General features: G+C 64.5%; 21 protein-coding genes. 6 read left to right on the top strand and 15 right to left on the bottom strand.

The window, feature by feature from the left end; translation table 11 throughout:
* Nucleotides 1-332 precede the first annotated feature (332 nt).
* Nucleotides 333-2,426: a methyl-accepting chemotaxis protein gene (locus AC0L2O_RS13620; protein WP_473370068.1), complete on the top strand. Its 2,094-nt coding sequence runs from the start codon at nucleotides 333-335 to the stop codon at nucleotides 2,424-2,426.
* Nucleotides 2,427-2,488: 62 nt separating this feature from the next.
* Here the strand turns inward: AC0L2O_RS13620 and AC0L2O_RS13615 are convergent, their stop codons facing one another.
* Both AC0L2O_RS13615 and AC0L2O_RS13610 read right to left on the bottom strand, forming a co-directional pair.
* Nucleotides 2,489-3,142 carry a DUF2865 domain-containing protein gene (locus tag AC0L2O_RS13615; protein ID WP_369726464.1) on the bottom strand — a complete coding sequence of 218 codons (654 nt, stop codon included), beginning with the start codon at nucleotides 3,140-3,142 and terminating at the stop codon, nucleotides 2,489-2,491.
* 13 nt (nucleotides 3,143-3,155) lie between these two features.
* On the bottom strand, nucleotides 3,156-3,929 hold the full coding sequence (locus tag AC0L2O_RS13610; RefSeq protein WP_473370067.1) for a L,D-transpeptidase: 774 nt from the start codon (nucleotides 3,927-3,929) through the stop codon (nucleotides 3,156-3,158).
* A gap of 225 nt (nucleotides 3,930-4,154) precedes the next feature.
* Here AC0L2O_RS13610 and AC0L2O_RS13605 point away from each other — a divergent pair, with 225 nt between their 5' ends.
* The 5 genes from AC0L2O_RS13605 (at nucleotide 4,155) to AC0L2O_RS13585 (ending at nucleotide 8,269) form a co-directional block, all read left to right on the top strand.
* Complete coding sequence (locus tag AC0L2O_RS13605) at nucleotides 4,155-5,267, top strand: AI-2E family transporter (RefSeq protein WP_409190715.1); 1,113 nt, start codon at nucleotides 4,155-4,157, stop codon at nucleotides 5,265-5,267.
* A 75-nt stretch (nucleotides 5,268-5,342) separates the two neighbouring features.
* Nucleotides 5,343-5,714, top strand: a complete 372-nt coding sequence (locus AC0L2O_RS13600) for an ElaB/YgaM/YqjD family protein (RefSeq protein ID WP_473370066.1) — start codon at nucleotides 5,343-5,345, stop codon at nucleotides 5,712-5,714.
* A 78-nt stretch (nucleotides 5,715-5,792) separates the two neighbouring features.
* Nucleotides 5,793-6,248 (top strand): hypothetical protein, encoded by a 456-nt coding sequence (locus AC0L2O_RS13595; protein ID WP_473370065.1) that lies wholly within the window; start codon nucleotides 5,793-5,795, stop codon nucleotides 6,246-6,248.
* Nucleotides 6,249-6,426: 178 nt separating this feature from the next.
* Nucleotides 6,427-7,569 (top strand): OpgC domain-containing protein, encoded by a 1,143-nt coding sequence (locus AC0L2O_RS13590; protein WP_473370064.1) that lies wholly within the window; start codon nucleotides 6,427-6,429, stop codon nucleotides 7,567-7,569.
* A 46-nt stretch (nucleotides 7,570-7,615) separates the two neighbouring features.
* A complete protein-coding gene (locus AC0L2O_RS13585; RefSeq protein ID WP_473370063.1) occupies nucleotides 7,616-8,269 on the top strand; it encodes a TetR/AcrR family transcriptional regulator in 654 nt (217 codons plus the stop codon).
* An 11-nt stretch (nucleotides 8,270-8,280) separates the two neighbouring features.
* Here AC0L2O_RS13585 and AC0L2O_RS13580 read toward each other — a convergent pair whose 3' ends face one another.
* From AC0L2O_RS13580 to urtB, 13 genes are all read right to left on the bottom strand, one after another.
* Complete coding sequence (locus AC0L2O_RS13580) at nucleotides 8,281-9,939, bottom strand: CHASE domain-containing protein (protein ID WP_369719391.1); 1,659 nt, start codon at nucleotides 9,937-9,939, stop codon at nucleotides 8,281-8,283.
* Nucleotides 9,940-10,223: 284 nt separating this feature from the next.
* Nucleotides 10,224-10,850, bottom strand: a complete 627-nt coding sequence (ureG, locus tag AC0L2O_RS13575; protein ID WP_369719392.1) for an urease accessory protein UreG — start codon at nucleotides 10,848-10,850, stop codon at nucleotides 10,224-10,226.
* A 159-nt stretch (nucleotides 10,851-11,009) separates the two neighbouring features.
* Entirely contained in the window at nucleotides 11,010-11,738 is a 729-nt protein-coding gene (locus tag AC0L2O_RS13570) for an urease accessory protein UreF (protein ID WP_473370074.1), read from the bottom strand.
* Complete coding sequence (locus AC0L2O_RS13565; RefSeq protein WP_473370062.1) at nucleotides 11,719-12,339, bottom strand: urease accessory protein UreE; 621 nt, start codon at nucleotides 12,337-12,339, stop codon at nucleotides 11,719-11,721. The genes AC0L2O_RS13570 and AC0L2O_RS13565 overlap by 20 nt, the downstream gene beginning before the upstream one ends.
* A 12-nt stretch (nucleotides 12,340-12,351) precedes the next feature.
* Nucleotides 12,352-12,651 (bottom strand): putative quinol monooxygenase, encoded by a 300-nt coding sequence (locus AC0L2O_RS13560; protein ID WP_027530199.1) that lies wholly within the window; start codon nucleotides 12,649-12,651, stop codon nucleotides 12,352-12,354.
* A 154-nt stretch (nucleotides 12,652-12,805) separates the two neighbouring features.
* Entirely contained in the window at nucleotides 12,806-14,521 is a 1,716-nt protein-coding gene (gene ureC / locus AC0L2O_RS13555; protein ID WP_369719395.1) for an urease subunit alpha, read from the bottom strand.
* A gap of 130 nt (nucleotides 14,522-14,651) precedes the next feature.
* Nucleotides 14,652-14,957: an urease subunit beta gene (locus AC0L2O_RS13550; protein ID WP_025576653.1), complete on the bottom strand. Its 306-nt coding sequence runs from the start codon at nucleotides 14,955-14,957 to the stop codon at nucleotides 14,652-14,654.
* Nucleotides 14,958-15,068: 111 nt separating this feature from the next.
* On the bottom strand, nucleotides 15,069-15,371 hold the full coding sequence (locus tag AC0L2O_RS13545; protein WP_298244897.1) for an urease subunit gamma: 303 nt from the start codon (nucleotides 15,369-15,371) through the stop codon (nucleotides 15,069-15,071).
* Between the two features lie 24 nt (nucleotides 15,372-15,395).
* Nucleotides 15,396-16,241 carry an urease accessory protein UreD gene (locus tag AC0L2O_RS13540; protein ID WP_369719397.1) on the bottom strand — a complete coding sequence of 282 codons (846 nt, stop codon included), beginning with the start codon at nucleotides 16,239-16,241 and terminating at the stop codon, nucleotides 15,396-15,398.
* Nucleotides 16,242-16,273: 32 nt separating this feature from the next.
* Nucleotides 16,274-16,969: an urea ABC transporter ATP-binding subunit UrtE gene (gene urtE, locus AC0L2O_RS13535; RefSeq protein ID WP_369719398.1), complete on the bottom strand. Its 696-nt coding sequence runs from the start codon at nucleotides 16,967-16,969 to the stop codon at nucleotides 16,274-16,276.
* Between the two features lie 3 nt (nucleotides 16,970-16,972).
* On the bottom strand, nucleotides 16,973-17,734 hold the full coding sequence (gene urtD, locus AC0L2O_RS13530; RefSeq protein ID WP_369719399.1) for an urea ABC transporter ATP-binding protein UrtD: 762 nt from the start codon (nucleotides 17,732-17,734) through the stop codon (nucleotides 16,973-16,975).
* Nucleotides 17,735-17,740: 6 nt separating this feature from the next.
* On the bottom strand, nucleotides 17,741-18,910 hold the full coding sequence (gene urtC / locus AC0L2O_RS13525) for an urea ABC transporter permease subunit UrtC (RefSeq protein ID WP_473370061.1): 1,170 nt from the start codon (nucleotides 18,908-18,910) through the stop codon (nucleotides 17,741-17,743).
* Complete coding sequence (urtB, locus tag AC0L2O_RS13520; protein ID WP_473370060.1) at nucleotides 18,907-20,514, bottom strand: urea ABC transporter permease subunit UrtB; 1,608 nt, start codon at nucleotides 20,512-20,514, stop codon at nucleotides 18,907-18,909. The genes urtC and urtB overlap by 4 nt, the downstream gene beginning before the upstream one ends.
* Nucleotides 20,515-20,567 lie beyond the last annotated feature (53 nt).

The raw sequence follows: 20,567 nt of genomic DNA, 5'->3' as shown, positions 1-20,567 counted from the left end.
GACGCTGGAGACCCAGAGCCGCCAGCTCGGCCAAGAGGTCAGCGACTTCCTCGGAAAGATCCGTGCGGCGTAGGGCGGCTCATACGAACATCGCCGGCCGCACCCCTCGGTGTCGTCCCGGCGAAGGCCGCGACGACTGTCAGATTGACAGACTGCCGGCAGCCGCCCCCTCGTTTTATGGCAGTTTCACTGTCTAAATTTTTACCCTTTTCGGTCCAAATGCGTCTCGGGCGCTTGCCGGAGGCATGCGCGTTCGTGCGTGCATCCCTTCGGTTTCGAAGTTCGTGGGGGCTGCCGGTCGGGGGGCACGAACTTCGAAACGCAGGTGTCCGATGCTCAATCGTTTGACCGTATCCACGCTGCTCAAGGCGGTGATCCTGTCCACCGCCCTCGTCGTCGTCATCGACTTCACGATCGGCGCATGGAGCTCTTGGAGGCGGTTGCAACAGGCCAACCGGATCGTCGCGGTCTCTGCCGCCTCCGCCGATGTCTTCAAGACGATGGCCAACATCCGGGCCGACCGCTCGACCACCAACCGGCAATTGACTGGTGACATCAGGGTCGATCCCGACATCGAAAAATACATTCGCGGCATTCGTGACGAGCTGATGCCGGCGCTCGCGCGCGCCATCGATCTCCTGCCCTCGATCGATATCCCGCAGCGCGATTCGATCGTGGCGGATCTCACCCGGTTCAACAAGGCGCTGTTGGCGCAGCAGGCGGAGTTCTGGACCGAAGTCGCCAGGCCAAAAGCCTCGCGCCGCACGGCGCTCGCCACGGAATATCTCGATAGCGAGGACAGGCTGATGGCCATCCTCGAACAGCTGTCGCCGGTGCTGGCGGCCAGCGTCAACCACCAGGATGCAACGATCGACCAGCTCCTCATGATCAAGCAGATGGCCTGGCTGCTGCGCCAGAACGCCGGCGAATCCTCTCTCATCGTCGGCAATACGCTCGCCAGCGGCAAGATCACGCCCGCGACCCAGGCAGCTTTCACCAGATTCGTCGGCGCCACCGACGCCGCCTGGAGTGCGATCGAGCTTGCCGCCACCGGCATGCATTTGCCCCCGGCGCTCTCCGCCGCCATGGGCGAGACCAAGTCGGTCTATTTCGACCCGCAATACACAACGACGCGCGACGGCATCATCGCGACGATCGCCAAGGGCGAGAAGCCGTCGATGACGGCTAATCAGTGGAGCCCCTTCTCGGTCGGCCGCATGGCGATTGTGGTCAAGCTCGCCGATACCGCCCTGCAAGTCGCCAAGGATCATGCCGCCGAGCAGCGCGCGAGTGCGGTGCAATCGCTGATCTTCCAGATGGCGCTGCTCATCGCCGCGACGGTATTGACAGGAGCCGCCATGCTGGCGGTCAGCCGTCGCGTGATCACGCCGCTGCACCGGATCCGCGATGCCATGCTCAAGGTCGCAGGCGGCGATCTCGGCGTCGACAGCGGCTATCTCGACCGCCATGACGAGATCGGCGCACTCGCCGGCGCGCTGGAGACCTTCAAACAGCAGGCGATCGACAAGCTCAAGATCGAGGAGCAGGAGCGCGAGCGCAATGCGGGGGCCGCGGCGCGGCAGCGTGCGATGGAGACTTATGTCGGCGAGTTCGAGGGCGTCGTGCGCAAGTCTCTGGGCGAATTGAGCGACGCCTCCGGCGAGATGCGCAAGACCTCGGGCGATCTGTCCGCGGTGTCGCGGCAGACCAATGAACGCGTCGAGGTCGCGGGCAAGGCGTCCCATGACGCCTCCACCAGCGTCGACAGCGTCGCGGCCGCCGCCGAGGAGCTGAGTGCCTCGATCAACGACATCAGCCAGCAGGCCGCGCATGCCGCCGGCATTGCCAGCCGCGCCGTCAACCAGGCGCGCGAGACCGACGGTACCGTGCAGGGGCTGGCGCAATCCGCAGGCCGCATCGGCGAGGTGGTCGGCCTGATCAACACCATCGCACAGCAGACCAATCTGCTGGCGCTCAACGCCACGATCGAGGCCGCGCGCGCCGGCGAGGCCGGCCGCGGCTTTGCCGTGGTCGCCTCCGAGGTGAAGTCGCTGGCAAGCCAGACCGCAAAGGCGACCGAAGACATCTCCGAGCAGATCGCCGACATCCAGAAAGTTGCCGGCGAGGCCATCAATGCGATCCAGGCGATCGGCGGCATCATCGGCGAGGTCAACGAAGTCGCCACTGCGATCGCCGCCGCCGTCCAGGAGCAAGGTGCTGCCACACAGGAGATCACGCGCAGCACGCAGTACGCCGCGCAGGGCACCCGGAACGTCTCCGACAACATCACCGGCGTGAAGGCCGACGCGGACACCGCGGCGGGCGCTGCGGAGAACGTCAAGCACGCCTCCGAGACGCTGGAGACCCAGAGCCGCCAGCTCGGCCAAGAGGTCAGCGACTTCCTCGGAAAGATCCGTGCGGCGTAGGGCGCGGGCGCGACGCTTTTAGCGCCGTCCGTCTTTAGCGTCGTCCGTCCTGGCGAAATCTCCTACTCCTTCGCCACCACCGGCACTTGGCGGAACTTGGCCCGCATCGATTCCGGCAGCGGCGAGAAGTTCATCGCGACGCCGCGACGGTCGCTGGCATTGCGGTTGGCGACGACCAGACCGTCGCTGCCCGCGACGATGTCGCCCTTGCGCAAGGTCGGATCGTCCGCGGCGTTGACCGGCGCCAGCCCGGCCGAATCCTTGCCGTTGCAGGTGCAGCCGGCGACGATCTCGTTGCGATAACGGAACGCGTTTGGCAGGTCGGAATAGGATTTTCCGGCCTGGGTCGTGGCCTCGTCGATATTGCTGCCATAGACCAACGAAGTTTCCGAGGCCGGGCAGAAACTCTTGCAGGATTGCGCCTTGCTTTCGGCATCGTTGCCCTGCGCCGGGAAATAACGTCCGTCGCAGCCGCGCACGCAATAGGCCGTGCCGCCGCCATAGGCCGCGCGCTGGCGTGGCGCGTCATAGCGCGGCATGTCGTCGTTCGGGAACGGCATCCGGATCTCCGGCGGCGGCCGCATGCGGAAACCGCCGAACAGCGCCGAGAAGAAGTCCTCCGCATGCACGGGGGGCACCAGCGCGAGGCCGAGGGAAGCGATCGTGAGGAACGCCGCCGTACCGCCGGCCAGTTTACTGATCGAACGTCCAGACATGTGACCTCGCTCTTCAGTCCACCGACGATGTCGGGATATTCAGCGCCTGGCGGCCAGAGGGCAGCGTCGTCGGCGCGGGCCGTTTGCGCGCGGGATCGCCGCCTTTTGCCATCACTGGCGCGTTCTTCGGAAGCACCACGACCTTGGCGCCGATATTGACCCGGCTGAACAGATCGGTGACGTCCTCGTTGGTCATGCGGATGCAGCCGGACGAAACGAACTTGCCGATGGTGGTGGGATCGTTGGTGCCGTGGATGCGGTATTCGCTGGAGCCGAGATACATCGCGCGGGCACCGAGCGGATTGCCGGGACCACCGGCGACGAAGCGCGGCAGATAGGGCTGGCGCGCGATCATCTCGGCGGGGGGATGCCAATCCGGCCATTCCGCCTTGCGGCTGATGCTCTGCACGCCCGACCAGGTGAAGCCCTCGCGGCCGACACCAACGCCGTAACGGATGGCCCGCCCGTTGCCGAGCACGTAGTAGAGATAGGTATTGCCGGTATCGATGACGATGGTGCCGGCCGGCTCGCTCCGGTCGAAGCTGACGATTTGCCTGCGCAGGCGATCAGGCAGCGCGGCGTCTTCGTCGGGCGCCTGCGACTCCTGGGTGATGTAACCCTGCGAATAAGTTTGATCCTGCGGATAGGTTTGGGGCTGAAGCGGCATGTAGCCCAGGGTCTGCGCGCTTGCGGCGCCGCAAGGCACGGCCAGCAAAGTGGTTGCGAAGGCGAAAGCGGAGATGCGGCGCGGCGAGAAGCGGCGTCGGAGTGCAGAGAACTTTGTCATGTGCTGCCCCGTTGGATGCCTGCATCAGGGTGATGCGCTGGGCAACAAACGCGGCCTAGCCGGTACAAGTTCCGCCGAGTGCCGCGGCAGCCGCGTCACAGTCAAGCGAGCCTCTCTTCACGAAGCCGCGACCTTCACGAAGCCGCGACGGAACCGGCGGCGTGGTCGTACGTTTCCTAGTGGTCGATGGGCGCGCGGACCGCGTTTCCGTGCCGGAGAAGTGTTGTGCGCGTCGTTCCCAGTGAACGTCTCAGTCCCGGCGGCAGCGAGGGCACTCCGCTTCGCGAGAGCCAGGGCGAACTTCCGCCGGTGATCCGCCGCACCGAATTCGTCGCGTTCGCGCTGGCCGGGCTGCTGCTCATCGCCGTGGTCGCGGTGCTCTATGTCGGAAAGGCGTTCTTCCTCCCTGTGGTGATGGCTTTCGTTACCGGCACGATGCTGTCGCCGGCGGCCAGCTTTCTGGAAAAGCAGAAAGTCCCGCGCGGGCTCGCCGCCGTGCTGATCGTTGTCGCCGGGACCGCCGTGGTCGGCTTCGTCGTCGCGCTGATCGCCTCGCCGGTGATGGAATGGAGTTCGCGCCTGCCCGAACTCGGAGCTCAGCTGAAGGACAAGCTGCACGTGTTTGACCGGCCTCTGGCACTGTGGCGCGAGCTGCAGATGATGGTCGGCGGCTCGGATGGACTGCCGAGCTTCCAGATGCCGAAATTCGAATGGGTCCAGCCGACGCTGGAATTCCTGTCGCCTACCTTTACCGAGTTCCTGCTGTTCTTCGTCACCCTGATCCTGTTCATCGCGAGCTGGCGCGATTTGCGGCGGGCGATGATCATGACGTTCAGCGATCACGACGCGCGGCTGCGTACGCTGCGGATCCTCAACGAGATCGAGGTCCATCTCGGCAACTACCTCCTGACTGTCACCCTCATCAATGTCGGCGTAGGCGTCGCCGCGGGGACCGTTTGCGCGCTGACCGGCATGCCCAATCCGGCCGGGCTCGGCGCGCTCGCGGCAACCCTCAATTTCATCCCGATCATCGGTCCGGTCGCGATGTTCGCCATTCTGGTCGTGGTGGGGCTGGTCACGTTCCCGACCATCGGCGGCGGCCTGATGGCGGCGCTCGCGTTTGGCGGCATCACTTTCCTGGAGGGACATTTCGTCACGCCGACCATCATCGGCCGGCGACTCGCGCTCAATGCGCTTGCCGTGCTGCTGGCGCTGGCATTCTGGACCTGGCTATGGGGTCCGATGGGCGCCTTTCTGTCGTCGCCGCTCCTGATCGTCGCGCTGATCCTGAAGGAGCATCTCCTGCCGGCGGATTCGCCGCAGTTGCCGCCGGGATGAGGGTTTCGAACTCGGAACTTCCGTGACCGCGAAACGTTTTCTGCCCATCTCGCCGCCAACAGTTCGGAGCTCCCGATGTCAACAGCCGACAGCGAAGCCAGGATGAGAGACTGGACTGACAAAGCCACCGCAGAACGCCTCGATAAGGATGTAGCAGCCGTGAAAAACGATATTGCCGCCCTCACCGACCAGATCACCGACGCGCTCAACACGTTTGCCAACGCGACGGGCAAGCAGGCCCGGCGTGGTTACAATCAGGCGCGCGAAAACATGGACTCGACGCTCGACGACATTTCGGAGCGCGGCGGCGCCATGATGGGCGCTGCGCAGGATGCGTACGGTTCGATCGAGGAGACGCTGGAAGACGCGATCACCCAGCGACCGCTCGCAACGGTCGGCATCGCACTCGGCATCGGCTTCCTCATCGGGGCCGCCTGGCGCCGGTAGGGCGCGCAGAGCTTGAAGCGGCGGCGGCGCTGTCGCGCCGCCGGTATTCAGCTCGTGGGGGATTTGAGGAGCGAGGCCATGTTTCAGCGCATTATCGACGGCATCAGCGCAGCGACGGGGACAACGGTCCGGCTGACCTCGCTTGCCGCGGGCGCGGCGCTCGCGCTATTCATCACGACATGCTTCCTCTGCGCAGCCGCCTTTATCGCGGTGCTGGAAAAATATGGTCCGGTGCAAGCCTGCCTCGCGGGCGCCGGCGTTTTCTTTCTCCTCACCCTGACCGCGGCCGTGAGCTATTGGGCCTACAAGCGGCAGCTTCGCAACGAAGCCCACATGGCCGCCGAGCGCGCCTCGAAATCGGCGGCCTCGAGCATGCTCGCCGATCCCATGCTGCTCGCCACGGGCTTGCAAATTGTCCGCGCCATCGGCGTCAAGCGGCTGTTGCCGATCCTGGCGATCGGCGGCGTCGCGCTCGGAATCATGGCAAGCCGCGCCGGCGCGCCGGATGAGGCGTCGGCCGAGCCGGCCGAGTAGCGATGAGACCGCATTAAGGAAGTTGCGTCGCCGGCGGCACCAGCAGGCTCACGGGCATTCGACGACCGGGCTTTGCGCAATTTTTCATCAATCGCCCCCAGTCACGCAAACGCTACTCGGATAGGCAGGCCGATGCCGCTAAAAGCATCGCCCGTGATTCCAGAAGTTATTTTCCGCGATGAAATCGTCCGTCAAGGCGAACCTTGCCGCCTACAATTCCGACGTCAGGCTCTATTTGACCCTCGGCATCGCCAACTGGTCAGTCTTCGTCGACCACATCCCGAATAACGTCGTCAACCTGCTGACATTGCGCAATTTCGGTTTCAGCGGCGCCGCTGATCTGTTCGTCTTCGTGGCCGGCTACGGCATGGCCATCATTCATGGCAGGATGGCGCTGGAGCGCGGCTACATCGTCGCGGCGACCCGGATCTTCCAGCGTGTGTGGCGGCTCTACGCCGCCTATGTCGTTCTGTTCGTGATCTACATCGACACCATCGCCTATGTTGCCTCGCAGTCGATGGCACCCGAGATCATCAACGAGTACAACATCTCCGGGATACTCGAGCATCCGCTCCGCATCCTGATACGCGGACTGATACTCCAGGAAGAGCCGCTGAACCTCGATCTCCTGCAACTGATGATCCCGCTGATGGCGCTGCTTCCGCTGGCGCTGTGGGGGTTGTTGCGGCGGCCGAACATCACGCTGGCGCTATCCATCGCATTGTATTTTGCGGCGCGCTGGTTCGATTGGAATTTTCGAGGCTATCCGGACCAGGAGTGGACGTTCAATCCATTCTGCTGGCAGTTGCTGATGGTGCTGGGCGGCTGGTTCGCCGTGACCGGCGCATCCGGCCGCCGGCTACACAGCAAGTCCTGGCTGCGCGTGCTCGCGGGCGCCTATCTGGTGTTCGCGATGGCGGTGACGCTGATGCGCCATTCGCCGGCACTGTCCGGCTACGTGCCGGATATCGTGCTCAACGGCATCTCGCCGACCGACAAGGAGAACCTGGCGCCGTACCGCGTCGTGCACTTCCTCGCGCTCGCGTTCCTCGCTACCTATCTGGTGCGGGCCGATCACCCCGCTTTGCAATGGAAGTCGCTTCAGATGGTCATCAGATGCGGCGAGGAATGGCTCGCGGTGTTCTGCGTCGGCGTATTCCTGTCCTTTGCCGGCCATCTCATCCTGATCACCGGTGCCAATCTGGTGATGATGCAGATCGCCGTCAGTCTGGCCGGCTTCGCGGCGATGGCCACGGTCGCCTACTACATCTCGTGGTCGAAGCGACAGGATTTGCCGGCCGCTCTGCGACAGCAAGCCTAGCTTCCGGACGTCTGGATTCCGCTAGGCCGAAAGCCGTGGCTGCGCTATGCCGAGTGAAGGCGGCTTCGGCGCGAGGAGACCGGGCGTGGTGACGGCGAAAGGCGGGGGTGAAGAGGCCGACAACGCGCCCAGGCGCGGCCGCCCGCGCTCGGTCGAGAGCAGCAACGCCATCCTCGAAAGCGCCTACACGCTGATGGCGACCACGGGTCTCGCCGCCACGACGATCGATGCCGTCGCGCGCCACTCCAACGTTTCCAAAATGACGATCTACAAATGGTGGCCGTCGCGGGAGGCGTTGTTGATCGACGCCTTTCTCCATCACGCCGCGCAGATGCTGCCGCTGCCCGCAGCGAGCACCGGCACGGCTGTAGCGCGCGCGCGTCGCCATGCCGCGGCCTATGCGGAGGCCTTGCAAGGCGAGTTCGGCAAGGTGCAACTCGCCGTCATATCCGAATGCATCGCCAGGACCGGCTCGGCGGAGCTGTTCTACGCGCGCTATCTGCAATTCCGCCGCGACGCGCTGGTGGAGATGATCGCCGCTGGCCAACGCGACGGCAGCATCCTGGCCGAGGCGCAGCCTGAGGATCTCTACGACGCGATCTATGGCAGCCTGTTCTATCGCTACGTCTTCGGCATCGCGCCGATCACGCCTGGCTACGCGCGGAATCTGGTCGATCTGGTGTTACGGCCGAAGGGCTAGCCGCACGGCATCTACCGCGCCGGCTTCACCGGTTGCGAAAGCTTTTCAGTGCGGCCACGCTCGGTCATGTCGACGACCGTCTCCATCGGTGCGGTCAGCTCGTAGACGTAGGAGACGTCGGTGAAGTAGCGCTTGGCGGCGCCGCCGAGCGCTTCGGGCGCAACGCGGTCAAGCAGGATCAGGCCGAAATCCGAATCCGGGCGGCGCGTCGCCTCGCTGGTGTTGAACTCCTCCCAGCGGAACTGGAACACCTCCTCGGGCGCCTCGCCCGTCACGGTCCAGTTCGCGGTGATGTGCGGGTGCTTGCCCACCAGCGACAGGCCTTCGTCGGAATGCGAGGCAAGCTCGAAGAACAGCAGCGACAGGCTCTGCGCGGCGCGTGCGCTGACTGCGATATCCGGGCCGCTGACGGCGATGCGATCGGCATGCGGGATGGCGCGCGCCTCGAACAGACCCTTCAGCTTGACGCCCTGCCACTGGCTTTCGCTGAGCAGCGAGACCACGTTGGACATCGCGTGGATGCGGCCAATCAGGAGCTCGCGCGCGACGTCGATGTCCGAGCCGTGGCGCAGCGTGCGCGTCACGATCGACTGGATCACTGCCAGAATGTTCTTGACCCGGTGGTTGAGCTCGTCAATGACCGCCGTCAGCCGCCGCTCGAAGCCGATCCGCACCTGGATCTCGCGGCTGAGCCGCAGATTGTTGTAGGCGACGTAGCCGAACAGGCCGCACACCATCGCGGTAATCGCGAAGCCGATCGCCGCTACGATGATCGCGGTCTGCTCGGCGCGGCGCGCGGAATTGCTCTTTGCGTAATAGTCGAGCTGCCAGTCGCGGCCACCGAAGCTCACGGTGCGCGTCGCCGACGGTACTCCTCCCTCGGGCGTGGTCATGCGCGTGGAGACGACGCCCTGATCGTTGGAGATGAGCTCGCTGCCTTGCTTGCGCGGGTCCTTCAGCGCAACCGAGAACAACGACATGTCGTCATTGGTCAGCATCAGCGAGGCCAGTTCGTAGGAAAATGTGATGAAGCCGGCCGGCTCAGTCGCCCCCTCGGGAATCACCGGCGCCGCCACGATGACGCCGATCGGCCCGTTGTCACGCAGCAGCGGGACCGGGTCGGAGGCGACCGACCGCTTCTCCGCTCTGGCGCGTGCCAACATCGCACTGCGCACCTGGTCCTGCTCGTAGCTGCGGCCAGGCAGCGCCTTGGTCTCGTCGCTGCGCGGTTCGAGGTCCATCAGCACGTCGATCGGATGCGTGAGGCTTGCCGGATCGATCGGCTCATCCTTGTAGTTGCGGATCTGCGGGTTCGGAAAGCCGGCGGCCGCGATCGCGGCCTGCGCCGCGGGTAGCTCGTTCGGCCGAAGCCGGGCAACCCAGCCAGCCACCACGAAATCGGTCTTGAAGGCGTAGATCGCCGAGCGCAGCGGCTGCAGCATGTTCGGCTTAAGCACCGACGGCGCACGGAACAGGCCTGAGGCGACGCGCGCCAGCAGTTCTCGTTCGGTCGACCTGTCCTGGACAAGGCTCGCATGCACGTCGATCGCACGCGCCAGCGCAATCCGGTCCAGCGCCAGCTCCTGGTCATGGACGCGATAGGCCGCAAGCCCGGAGAGCAAAGCTCCGAGCAGAGCGATAAAGCCGATGATGAAACCCAGCCGGACCACGCGACTACTCAGGCGAAAGCAGGAGGTCGGCAATAAACACGGAGCATGTGAACGCCGCTCGAACGGCCAGGTGCCGAAACAGGGTGGACCGCAGTGGCGAGGATAATGAAGGAGCAGGCATCTGTACGCAACTTGGGTTGCCCAAAAAGCTTAATGCGCCCGGCCGGTCATCTGGCCCAAACGACCTAAGCCGGCTTTGGACACCGGAGGATATCAACCACCGTGTCCGGAATTAGTTCCCGGCTTCGTTTTGCCCCAGATGTTAACGGCAGACGCCGCCCGCCTTATGTCGCCGTGCGCCGCAAGCCGCCTTTGGCCTCGATGAAGCCGGCGATGCGGTCGAGCCCCTCGCTCTTCTTCAGGTTGGTCATGACAAAGGGACGCTCGCCCCGCATGCGCCTGGCATCCGTCTCCATCTTTTCAAGTGACGCCCCGACGTGGGGTGCGAGGTCGATCTTGTTGATGACCAGAAGGTCCGACCGGGTGATGCCGGGGCCGCCCTTGGAGGGAATCTTGTCGCCCGCGGCAACATCGATGACATAGATTGTGAGGTCGGCCAGTTCCGGCGAGAAGGTCGCCGCCAGATTGTCGCCGCCCGACTCGATCAGCACCAGGTCGAGCCCGGGAAATTTGGCTCGCATGTCCGCGACCGCGGCCAGATTCATCGACGCGTCCTCGCGGATCGCGGTGTGCGGGCAGCCGCCGGTCTCGACGCCGGCGATGCGGTCCGGCGTCAGCGACCCCGAACGCACCAGGAATTCCGCATCCCATTTGGTATAGATATCATTGGTGATCGCGGCGATGTCGTAGCGCTCGCGCATGGTCTTGCAGAGCAAATCCATCAGCGCGGTCTTGCCCGATCCGACCGGACCGCCGATGCCGACACGCAAGGGGCCGTGAGATTTCGACATGTAACTCGCTCTCTTACTGTCGTCCCGGCGAAGGCCGGGACCCATAGCCACCGCACTCAGTTGATAAGGCGAACTGTGGCCGCCCTCCTCCATAACCGCACACATTTGTGGTTATGGGTCCCGGCCTTCGCCGGGACGACGGGGTGAACAGCAACGCTCTCACGACCGAAACAGCCGCGTGTATTGCGTCTCGTGCCGCAGGCTGGCGAGATCGGCGCGGAAGGTTGCGCCGCCGAGATCGTCCAAAGTCGCAGTCAGCGCACGATTTGCGGTCGCGGCAACGGCGGCTTCCAGCGTCACCAGAACGCGCTGGCTGTCGGTCTGGCCGAGCGGAATGAGCCGGCTCGCCGCCGAAATCCAGTTCGAGACCAGCGCGTGCAGGAAGGCGTGCAGCGTCGGCGCCAGCGGCACGCCATGCAGCGCGGCGACGACGCCGACCGCAACGGGATAGACAAGTGCAGTGCTGCATGCCGCGACCATGGCATCCAGGCCGTCGGCATCCCACGCGGCGCGCGCGATCTCAATGAAGGCGCGCCCCTGCGAAGTGGTCTCGAGCTGCCGCTCGCGCGACGGCACGAACGCCCAGGCAAGCTCGGCGATCTCGCGCAAAGCGGCGTCATCGCCCACCTCGGTGGCGCGATAGGCATGGACCAGAAAGGTCGCGTCGCAAAAGCCGGAGCCATCGCCGAGCATCGCATCGAGCCAGTCGGCGAGCGTCGCGATGTCGAGGATGTCGCCCGCTTCGACCGCCCATTCGATGCCGCTGGAATAGGAAAAGCCGCCGACGGGGAACGCCGGCGACAGCCACGTCATCAGCCGGTACAGCGCCGCCGCCTCGCGCTCGGCGAGGTCGCCGGCACCGGCCAGCTCATTTGTGGTCATGAGCATGGCTGTGGCCGTGATGATGGTCGGGGTGGTCGCAATGCTCGTCGTGGTGATGCCCATGGTCATGCGCGGCATGATCATGGGCATGGTGATCATGACCATGATGGTCGTGACCGTGCTCGTGATGTCCATGATCGTGATGCGCATGATCATCGTGACCATGCGCATGGCCGGCATCGGCGTAAGCGCCGCCCTCGGGATCGAACGGCGCCTCGATCTCGATCACGCGCGCACCAAGGCCCTTCACCATGGCTTCAATGACATGGTCGCGGCGGATGCGCAGGCTCTTCGCCATCAGCTGCGTCGGCAGATGACGATTGCCGAGGTGCCATGCAACGCGGATGAGATGGTGCGGATCGTGGCCGCGGATCTCGAGCAGCGGCTCCGGCGCCGCGACCACCTCGACGAACCGGCCGTCTTCCAGCACCAGCGCATCGCCGCCGCGCAAGGCGACGGCGTTTTCCAGGTCGAGCAGAAACGCGAGGCCCCGCGTCCCCATCATTGCCATCCGGCGCCGGTGCCGATCGTCGAAATCGAGCACGACGGTATCCGCTGGCGCTCCCGTGAAGCGGTGTTGCCCCTTGACCTGAATCGCCCGGATCATGCTTTTACCCCGTTACCTCGTCTCGACCTTCTCGGGCGTGATCACTTCGATTTTCGGCGGTGCCGTAAAACACTTCACCGCGACGCGGCCGAACGTCTTCATGTGCTCCTGGCCACGATGCGGCACCAACGCCTCGGCGTTCTCCCATTGCTCGACGAACACCATCTTGCTGGGATCGGTGACGCTCTCATGCAAATCATAGGCGATATTGCCGGGCTCTTTCCGCGTCTCCTTGATGCAGGCGGTGGCGGCTGCAATGAATTCGGCGCGCGTTTCGGGCTTGATGGTCAAGGTGGCAACGACGTAAATCACGAGAAATCCTCCCGGCTTTTCTTCTGGGTTGAGATACCGGGCCGGACATTAGACCAGGCGGGATCGAACGCAACACCGGAAAAGCCGTCCCGGACGTGCTCTCTGCACGTGCTCTTGGGACATGCTCTTGGGACACATGCGTTGAGGCGCTATTTCAGTACATGAAATATCGCTGCGCCATCGGCAGCACCTCGGCAGGCGCGCAGGTCAAGAGTTCGCCGTCCGCGCGCACCTCATAGGTCTCCGGATCGACCTCGATATTGGGCGTGGCATCGTTATGGATCATGCTCTTCTTCGAGATCTTGCCGCGGGTGTTCTGGACGGCATAGAGCTTCTTGTCGATGCCGAGCTTTCGGGCCAGCCCGCCCGTGACCGCCGCCTTCGAGGTAAAGACCACGGAAGATGCGGTGCGCGCCTTGCCGAAGGCACCGAACATCGGCTGGTAGTGCACCGGTTGCGGCGTCGGGATCGACGCGTTCGGATCGCCCATCGGCGCGGCCACGATCATGCCGCCCTTGACGATGCAGTCCGGCTTGACGCCGAAGAACGCCGGCGACCACAGCACGAGATCGGCGAGCTTGCCCTTCTCCACCGAGCCGATCAGCTTGGAGACGCCGTGCGCAATCGCGGGATTGATCGTGTACTTGGCGATGTAGCGCTTGACCCGAAAATTGTCGTTGTCCTTGCCCTTGTCCTGGGCTAGCGACCCGCGCTGCTTCTTCATCTTGTCGGCGGTCTGCCAGGTCCGGATGATGACCTCGCCGAGTCGGCCCATGGCTTGCGAGTCCGACGACATCATCGAGAGCGCGCCGAGATCGTGCAGGATGTCTTCGGCCGCGATGGTCTCCTTGCGGATGCGGCTTTCCGCAAACGCAAGGTCTTCCGCGATCGAAGGATCGAGGTGGTGGCACACCATCAGCATGTCCAGATGCTCGTCGATGGTGTTGCGGGTAAACGGCCGCGTCGGGTTGGTCGAGGACGGCAGCACGTTCTTGAGCCCCGCGACTTTGATGATATCGGGGGCGTGGCCGCCGCCGGCGCCTTCGGTATGGAAGGCGTGGATGGTGCGCCCCTTGAACGCCTTGATCGTGTCCTCGACGAAGCCGGATTCGTTCAGCGTGTCGGTGTGGATCATCACCTGGATGTCGTGATCGTCGGCCACCGACAGGCAGTTGTCGATCGCGGCCGGCGTGGTGCCCCAGTCCTCGTGCAGCTTCAGGGCGCAGGCGCCGGCCTTGATCATCTCGACCAGGGCTGCGGGCCGCGAGGCGTTGCCCTTGCCGGAAATGCCGAGATTGACCGGGAAGGCATCGAACGACTGGATCATCCGCGCGATATGCCACGGCCCCGGCGTGCAGGTCGTTGCGAAGGTGCCGTGCGACGGGCCCGTGCCGCCCCCAAGCATCGAGGTGACGCCCGACATCAGCGCGTGCTCGATCTGCTGCGGGCAGATGAAATGGATGTGACTGTCGAAACCGCCGGCGGTGAGAATCTTGCCCTCGCCCGCGATCACGTCGGTGCCGGGGCCGATGATGATGGTCACACCGGGCTGGATGTCGGGATTGCCGGCCTTGCCGATGCCCGCAATCATGCCGTCCTTGATCGCGACATCGGCCTTCACGATGCCCCAGTGATCGACGATCAACGCATTGGTGATGACCGTGTCGGCCGCGCCCTGCTTGTTGGTGACCTGCGACTGCCCCATGCCGTCGCGGATCACCTTGCCGCCGCCGAACTTCACTTCTTCGCCGTAGGTCGTGAAATCCTTCTCGACCTCGATGATGAGATCGGTGTCGGCCAGCCGCACCTTGTCGCCGGTGGTCGGGCCAAACATGTCGGCATAGACAGAACGTTTGATCTTGGCGGACATCGCTAGCCCCGTTTGCAGTTGAATCCTGTTGTCGCGATCACACGCCGGCCATCGCCCCCAAAAGGGGCCAAAGGATCGAGACTGTCGTGCTCATCTCGTGGTAAATCACTGTGCTCGCCTCATGTCGCGATCACAGCTTCCCCATCACATCACCGCGAAAACCGTAGATGGTCTTCTTGCCGGCAAGTGCGACGAGCTGGACATCGCGGGTCTGGCCGGGCTCGAAGCGGACGGCGGTACCGGCGGCGATGTCGAGGCGCATGCCGCGGGCCTTCTTGCGGTCAAACTTCAGCGCGGGGTTGGTCTCGAAGAAATGGTAGTGCGAGCCGACCTGGATCGGGCGGTCGCCGGTGTTGGCGACCGTCAGCGTCACGGTCTTGCGGCCGGCATTGAGCTCGATCTCGCCGTCCTGGATGAAGAGTTCGCCGGGAATCATTCTATCCTCCTTGTCATTCCCGGGCTCGCGCAGCGAGAACCCGGAATCTGGATCAACAATTTCTGGATTCCGGGTTCGCCCCTTGGGCGCCCCGGAATGACGAATTCAAAACTACCTGATCGGCTCGTGCACCGTGACGAGCTTGGTGCCGTCCGGGAAGGTCGCCTCGACCTGGATGTCATGGATCATCTCGGGGATGCCGGCCATCACCTGATCGCGCGTCAGGACCTGCGCGCCGGACTGCATCAGTTCGGCGACGGTGCGGCCGTCGCGCGCGCCTTCGAGGATGAAATCGGAGATGATCGCGATCGCCTCGGGATGGTTGAGCTTGACGCCGCGATCCAGCCGGCGGCGGGCCACGATCGCCGCCATCGAGATCAGAAGCTTGTCCTTTTCGCGGGGAGACAGGTTCATGCGAAATCTCTTCAGTTCAACACGTCAATTCAACCAAAGCCGCGGCAGCGAGCTGCCGGTGCGCGCCAGCACGGCCATCATGTCGGCGCGCAAGCGCGCCGCATCTTGGGCACAGAACCGCGCCATTGCAAAGCCATTCCACGCCGATATCCCGACCTCGCCGGCGAACGACTCCGATGCCTCGCGGAGGCGCTCGATGAGCGCCTCATCGCCGGGCACGATCAGAGCTGTGCCAATCGCCGCGCAGCCCTTGGCAACCGCAGATCGCGCGAGCTTTGCGCCGATATTGCCATCGAGTCGGATGGTTTCAGCGAAGACCAGCTTGCCGCCGCGGCGCAGCCGCCAGCGGTCGACGAACTCGCCCTGCTCCATCCGCTCGCCCATGGCGGTGCGGCCGAACACCACGATCTCGCAGAGCAGAAGCGAGGCCGCGTCGTCGAGCTCGATATCAAAGCGGCGCTGCACGCGCGCCCGGTCAAACAGGATCGTCTCCTGCGGCAGCCATGACAGATGCGCGCCGGCCGCAACCTTCAGCCCAATATTGAGCTGCGCCGCCGGCCCCGGCGCGCGATAGACCTTTTCCGCGGCCGCCGTGGTCAGCGTCAGGCGCGCGGCGTCCGCTGCGGTGATCTCGATGTCAAAACGATCGCCTCCAGCGACGCCGCCGGCCGTGTTGACGAACACGCCGGACAGGCCATGGTCTTCCGGCGACGGGAAGCGCACGCGCAGGGAGCCGGATTCGTGCAAGACGCCCCGCCGGGTCACGCAGTCGCGGGCGTGCACGTCGAACCGCACCGCCCCGCGGGCGCGATTGGCCTCGAACACAGGCGAGTCCAGGTCGGAAGGATTGGCCGATATTTCGCTGCGCATCCGTCTCCCCAGCCGGTCGCGGCGGAAATAGCTTACAGCGCCATCTGGCGGCTGATCTCGCTCGCGTCGAGATTGGCACGATCACAGGTGAACTTCACCGCGCCGCGGTCCATCACGGCGAAACTGTCGCCGAGTTCGCAGGCAAAGTCGAGATATTGTTCCACCAGCACGATCGCGATGTTGCCGAGATTGCGCAGGTAAGAGATCGCGCGTCCGATGTCCTTGATGATCGAGGGCTGGATCCCTTCGGTCGGCTCGTCGAGCAGAAGCAATTTTGGCCGCATCACCAGCGCGCGTCCGATCGCGAGCTGCTGCTGCTGGCCGCCGGAGAGATCGCCGCCGCGCCGGCCGAGCATGGATTGCAGCACCGGGAATAACGAGAACACGTCGTCCGGAATGTGCTTGTCCTGACGCTTGAGCGGTCCGAATCCGGTCTTGAGGTTCTCCTCGACCGTGAGCAGCGGAAAAATCTCGCGGCCCTGCGGCACGAAGCCGATGCCCTTGCGCGCCCGCTCATAGGGCTTGAGGAAGGTGATGTCGCTGCCGTCGAACACGATCGCGCCCGACGAGATCGGATACTGCCCGACCATGGCGCGGAGCAGCGACGTCTTGCCGACGCCGTTGCGTCCGAGCACGCAAGTGACCTTGCCGGGCTCGGCCGCGATCGAGACGCCGCGCAAAGCCTGCGCCGCGCCGTAGAACAAGTTGATGTCCTTGACCTCAAGCATCGCTCAGCGCCCCAGATAGACTTCGATGACCCGCTCGTTCGACGAGACCTGGTCGATGCTTCCTTCCGCGAGCACGCTGCCTTCGTGCAGGCAGGTGACCTTGACCCCGAGCTCGCGCACGAACGTCATGTCGTGCTCGACGACCATCACCGTGTGGGTCTTGTTGATCTCCTTCAACAGCTCGGCGGTGAGATGCGTCTCGACGTCGGTCATCCCGGCGACGGGCTCGTCGACCAGCAGCAGCTTCGGATCCTGTGCCAGCAGCATGCCGATCTCGAGCCACTGCTTCTGGCCGTGGCTGAGGCTCCCGGCGAGGCGGTTGCGCGCCTCGGTGAGGCGGATGGTCTCCAGCACCTTATCGATGCGCTCGGCCTCACCCTTGCTGCCGCGCCAGAACAGCGTGCCCTTGACGCTGTGATCGACATTGAGCGCGAGCAGCAGATTGTCCTGCACGGTCTGGCTCTCGAACACCGTCGGCTTCTGAAATTTGCGGCCAATGCCAAGCTCGGCGATCCGGGTTTCGTCGAGCCGCGTCAGATCGGTGACGCCGTCGAACAGCACCGTGCCCTCATCGGGCTTGGTCTTGCCGGTGATGATGTCCATCATCGTGGTCTTGCCGGCGCCGTTCGGGCCGATGATGGCGCGCATCTCACCGGGTGCGAGCGTCAGCGACAGATTGTTGATGGCGTGAAAGCCGTCGAAAGAGACGTGCACGCCGTCCAGATAGAGCATCGCGGATGTCGCGCGGGTATCCATGACATTCATTTGCGCCTACTCCGCCATGTTCGGTTCGGTGACGCCGTCTTCAGCCGCAGCACTCGCGGTGGTCTCGGCAGGGCGCTTCTGTTTTGATGACTCCCACCAGGCGTTGAAGGTGCCGACGATGCCCTTCGGCAGCAGCAAGGTCACCAGAATGAACATCGCGCCCAGCATGAAGAGCCAATAGGGTGCGAGCATGCCCGAGGTGAAGAACGTCTTTGCATAATTGACGACGACGGCCCCGAGCGCGGCGCCGATCAGCGTGCCACGGCCGCCGACCGCGACCCAGATCACCGCCTCGATCGAGTTGCCCGGCGCGAATTCGGACGGGTTGATGATGCCGACCTGCGGCACGTAGAGCGCGCCGGCCACACCCGCCATGCAGGCCGACACCGTGAATACGAACAGCTTGTAGGATTCGACGCGGTAGCCGAGGAACCGTGTGCGCGATTCCGCGTCGCGCACCGCGATCAGCACCTTGCCGAGCTTCGAAGAGACGATGGCGCGGCAGATCAGGAAGCCTGCGATCAGCGCCAGGCAGCTCAGCGCAAACAGCGCCGCGCGGGTGCCCTCGGCCTGCACGTTGAAGCCGAGAATGTCCTTGAAATCGGTGAGGCCGTTGTTGCCGCCGAAACCGAAATCGTTGCGGAAGAAGGCGAGCAGCAGCGCATAGGTCATCGCCTGCGTGATGATCGACAGGTACACGCCGGTGACGCGCGAGCGGAACGCCAGCCAGCCGAAGCAGAACGCGAGCAGGCCTGGCACCAACAGCACCATCAGCGCCGCGAACCAGAACATATCGAAGCCGTACCAGGACCAGGGCAGCTTCGAATAGTTCAGGAACACCATGAAGTCGGGCAGGACCGGGTTGCCGTAGACGCCGCGGGTCCCGATCTGCCGCATCAGATACATGCCCATCGCGTAGCCGCCGAGCGCGAAGAAGGCGCCATGGCCGAGCGAGAGAATGCCGCAGTAGCCCCAGATCAGGTCGATCGAAAGTGCCAGGATGGCGTAGCAGACATATTTGCCCCAAAGCGCGACCAGATAGGTCGGCACTTGCAGGGACGAGCCCTCGGGCAGCAGCAGGTTGGAGAGCGGAATGAAGATCCCGCAGGCCACGACGACGGCGAGGAAGATCGTCGCACCGCGGTCCAGCGATCGCGTCAGCATGTGTGGGGTCATGCTTCCACCGCACGGCCCTTCAGCGCGAACAGGCCGCGCGGGCGCTTTTGAATGAACAGGATGATCAGCACCAGGATCGCGATCTTGCCGAGCACGGCACCGGCGACCGGCTCAAGGAATTTGTTAGCGATACCGAGGGTGAAGGCGCCAACCAGCGTGCCCCAGAGATTGCCGACGCCGCCGAACACGACGACCATGAAGCTGTCGATGATGTAGCTCTGGCCGAGATTGGGGCTGACATTGTCGATCTGCGACAGCGCCACGCCGGCAATGCCCGCGATCCCCGAGCCGAGGCCGAAGGTCAGCGCATCGACCCGCGAGGTGGCGATGCCCATCGAAGCCGCCATGCGGCGGTTCTGCGTCACCGCGCGCATCTCGAGGCCGAGCGCGGTATAGCGCAGCATCGCGAGCAGGACCGCGAACACCGCGAGCGTGAAGCAGAGAATCCAGAGCCGGTTATAGGTGATGGTGATCTGGCCGAGCTCGAAGGCCCCGCTCATCCAGGAAGGGTTGCCGACCTCGCGATTGGTCGGACCGAACATGGTGCGCACTGCCTGCTGAAGCACCAGCGACAGGCCCCAGGTCGCGAGCAGCGTTTCCAGCGGACGGCCGTAGAGGAAGCGGATGATGCTGCGCTCGATCAGCACGCCGAGCGCGCCGGCGACGAGGAAGGCGAGCGGCACCGCAATCAAGAGCGAATAGTCGAACAGGCCGGGATAGCGGGTGCGGATCACCTCCTGCACCACGAAGGTGGTGTAGGCGCCGATCATCACCATCTCGCCATGCGCCATGTTGATGACGCCCATCACGCCGAAGGTGATGGCGAGGCCGATGGCGGCGAGCAACAGCACTGAACCAAGCGAGAGGCCGTACCAGGCATTCTGCACCATGGACCAGACCGCGAGCGAGCTCTGGATCGAGCCGATCGCGCTCGCGGCCGCCTTGCTCACCGTGGCGGGCTGGTCGCCCATGCCGGTGAGCAGCGCCAGCGCCTCCTGGTCGCCGCGCGCCTTGAGGGTGGCCACGGCCTCAAGCTTCTCGACCTCGGTGGCGTCCGGCTTGAACAGCAGGATCGCAGCGCGGGCATCGCCCAGCGCGTTCTTGACCGACCTGTTGGTTTCCTTGGCGAGCGCGCCGTCGACCGCCTCGAGCGCGGTTTCCTCGTGCGACTTGAACACGGATTGCGCGGCCTGGAGCCGTGTTCCGAGATCTGGCGACTGCAGTGTGAGACCGCCGACCGCGGCGTCGACGCTGCGGCGCAGGCGGTTGTTGAGGCGGACCGCGCTTGCGCTGTCGGGCACGCCGGCCACGGGCTGGCCGGTCGCGGCATCGATCGACTTGCCGTCGACACCGGTGACGTAAACCTTCTTGCTGTCCGGATCGGCCATCAGACGGCCGTCCTGGAGCGCGCTGATGATGGGAAACGCCAGCGGATTGCCGCTGCTTGCGACGGCGCCGATCGCCTCTTCGGTGTCGGAAAAATCGTCGTTGGCGAACTTGGCGACCGCATCCTCGAACGGACCGGCAAAAGCCGGCAATGCAAACGCGATCAGGAACAACGAGAGCACGAGCGAACAGAGGCGCGCGGACAAATTGGCTGGCACTGTGAATGACCCCGGCAGAATGGTGGAGAAGGCGGCGGGATCGCCGCCTTCTC

The organism is Bradyrhizobium sp. Kon10 (genome assembly GCF_055807395.1).
Note: the sequence above shows the minus strand (reverse complement) of the source record. Positions and strands in the feature narration are given on the sequence as shown.

Bases quoted from the DNA above. Each gene is read 5' to 3' on its own strand.
- AC0L2O_RS13620 (WP_473370068.1), top strand. From the start codon at position 333: ATGCTCAATCGTTTGACCGTATCCACGCTGCTCAAGGCGGTGATCCTG.
- AC0L2O_RS13615 (WP_369726464.1), bottom strand. From the start codon at position 3,142: ATGTCTGGACGTTCGATCAGTAAACTGGCCGGCGGTACGGCGGCGTTC.
- AC0L2O_RS13610 (WP_473370067.1), bottom strand. From the start codon at position 3,929: ATGACAAAGTTCTCTGCACTCCGACGCCGCTTCTCGCCGCGCCGCATC.
- AC0L2O_RS13600 (WP_473370066.1), top strand. From the start codon at position 5,343: ATGTCAACAGCCGACAGCGAAGCCAGGATGAGAGACTGGACTGACAAA.
- AC0L2O_RS13595 (WP_473370065.1), top strand. From the start codon at position 5,793: ATGTTTCAGCGCATTATCGACGGCATCAGCGCAGCGACGGGGACAACG.
- AC0L2O_RS13590 (WP_473370064.1), top strand. From the start codon at position 6,427: ATGAAATCGTCCGTCAAGGCGAACCTTGCCGCCTACAATTCCGACGTC.
- AC0L2O_RS13585 (WP_473370063.1), top strand. From the start codon at position 7,616: ATGCCGAGTGAAGGCGGCTTCGGCGCGAGGAGACCGGGCGTGGTGACG.
- ureG (WP_369719392.1), bottom strand. From the start codon at position 10,850: ATGTCGAAATCTCACGGCCCCTTGCGTGTCGGCATCGGCGGTCCGGTC.
- AC0L2O_RS13570 (WP_473370074.1), bottom strand. From the start codon at position 11,738: ATGCTCATGACCACAAATGAGCTGGCCGGTGCCGGCGACCTCGCCGAG.
- AC0L2O_RS13565 (WP_473370062.1), bottom strand. From the start codon at position 12,339: ATGATCCGGGCGATTCAGGTCAAGGGGCAACACCGCTTCACGGGAGCG.
- ureC (WP_369719395.1), bottom strand. From the start codon at position 14,521: ATGTCCGCCAAGATCAAACGTTCTGTCTATGCCGACATGTTTGGCCCG.
- AC0L2O_RS13550 (WP_025576653.1), bottom strand. From the start codon at position 14,957: ATGATTCCCGGCGAACTCTTCATCCAGGACGGCGAGATCGAGCTCAAT.
- AC0L2O_RS13545 (WP_298244897.1), bottom strand. From the start codon at position 15,371: ATGAACCTGTCTCCCCGCGAAAAGGACAAGCTTCTGATCTCGATGGCG.
- AC0L2O_RS13540 (WP_369719397.1), bottom strand. From the start codon at position 16,241: ATGCGCAGCGAAATATCGGCCAATCCTTCCGACCTGGACTCGCCTGTG.
- urtE (WP_369719398.1), bottom strand. From the start codon at position 16,969: ATGCTTGAGGTCAAGGACATCAACTTGTTCTACGGCGCGGCGCAGGCT.
- urtD (WP_369719399.1), bottom strand. From the start codon at position 17,734: ATGAATGTCATGGATACCCGCGCGACATCCGCGATGCTCTATCTGGAC.
- urtC (WP_473370061.1), bottom strand. From the start codon at position 18,910: ATGACCCCACACATGCTGACGCGATCGCTGGACCGCGGTGCGACGATC.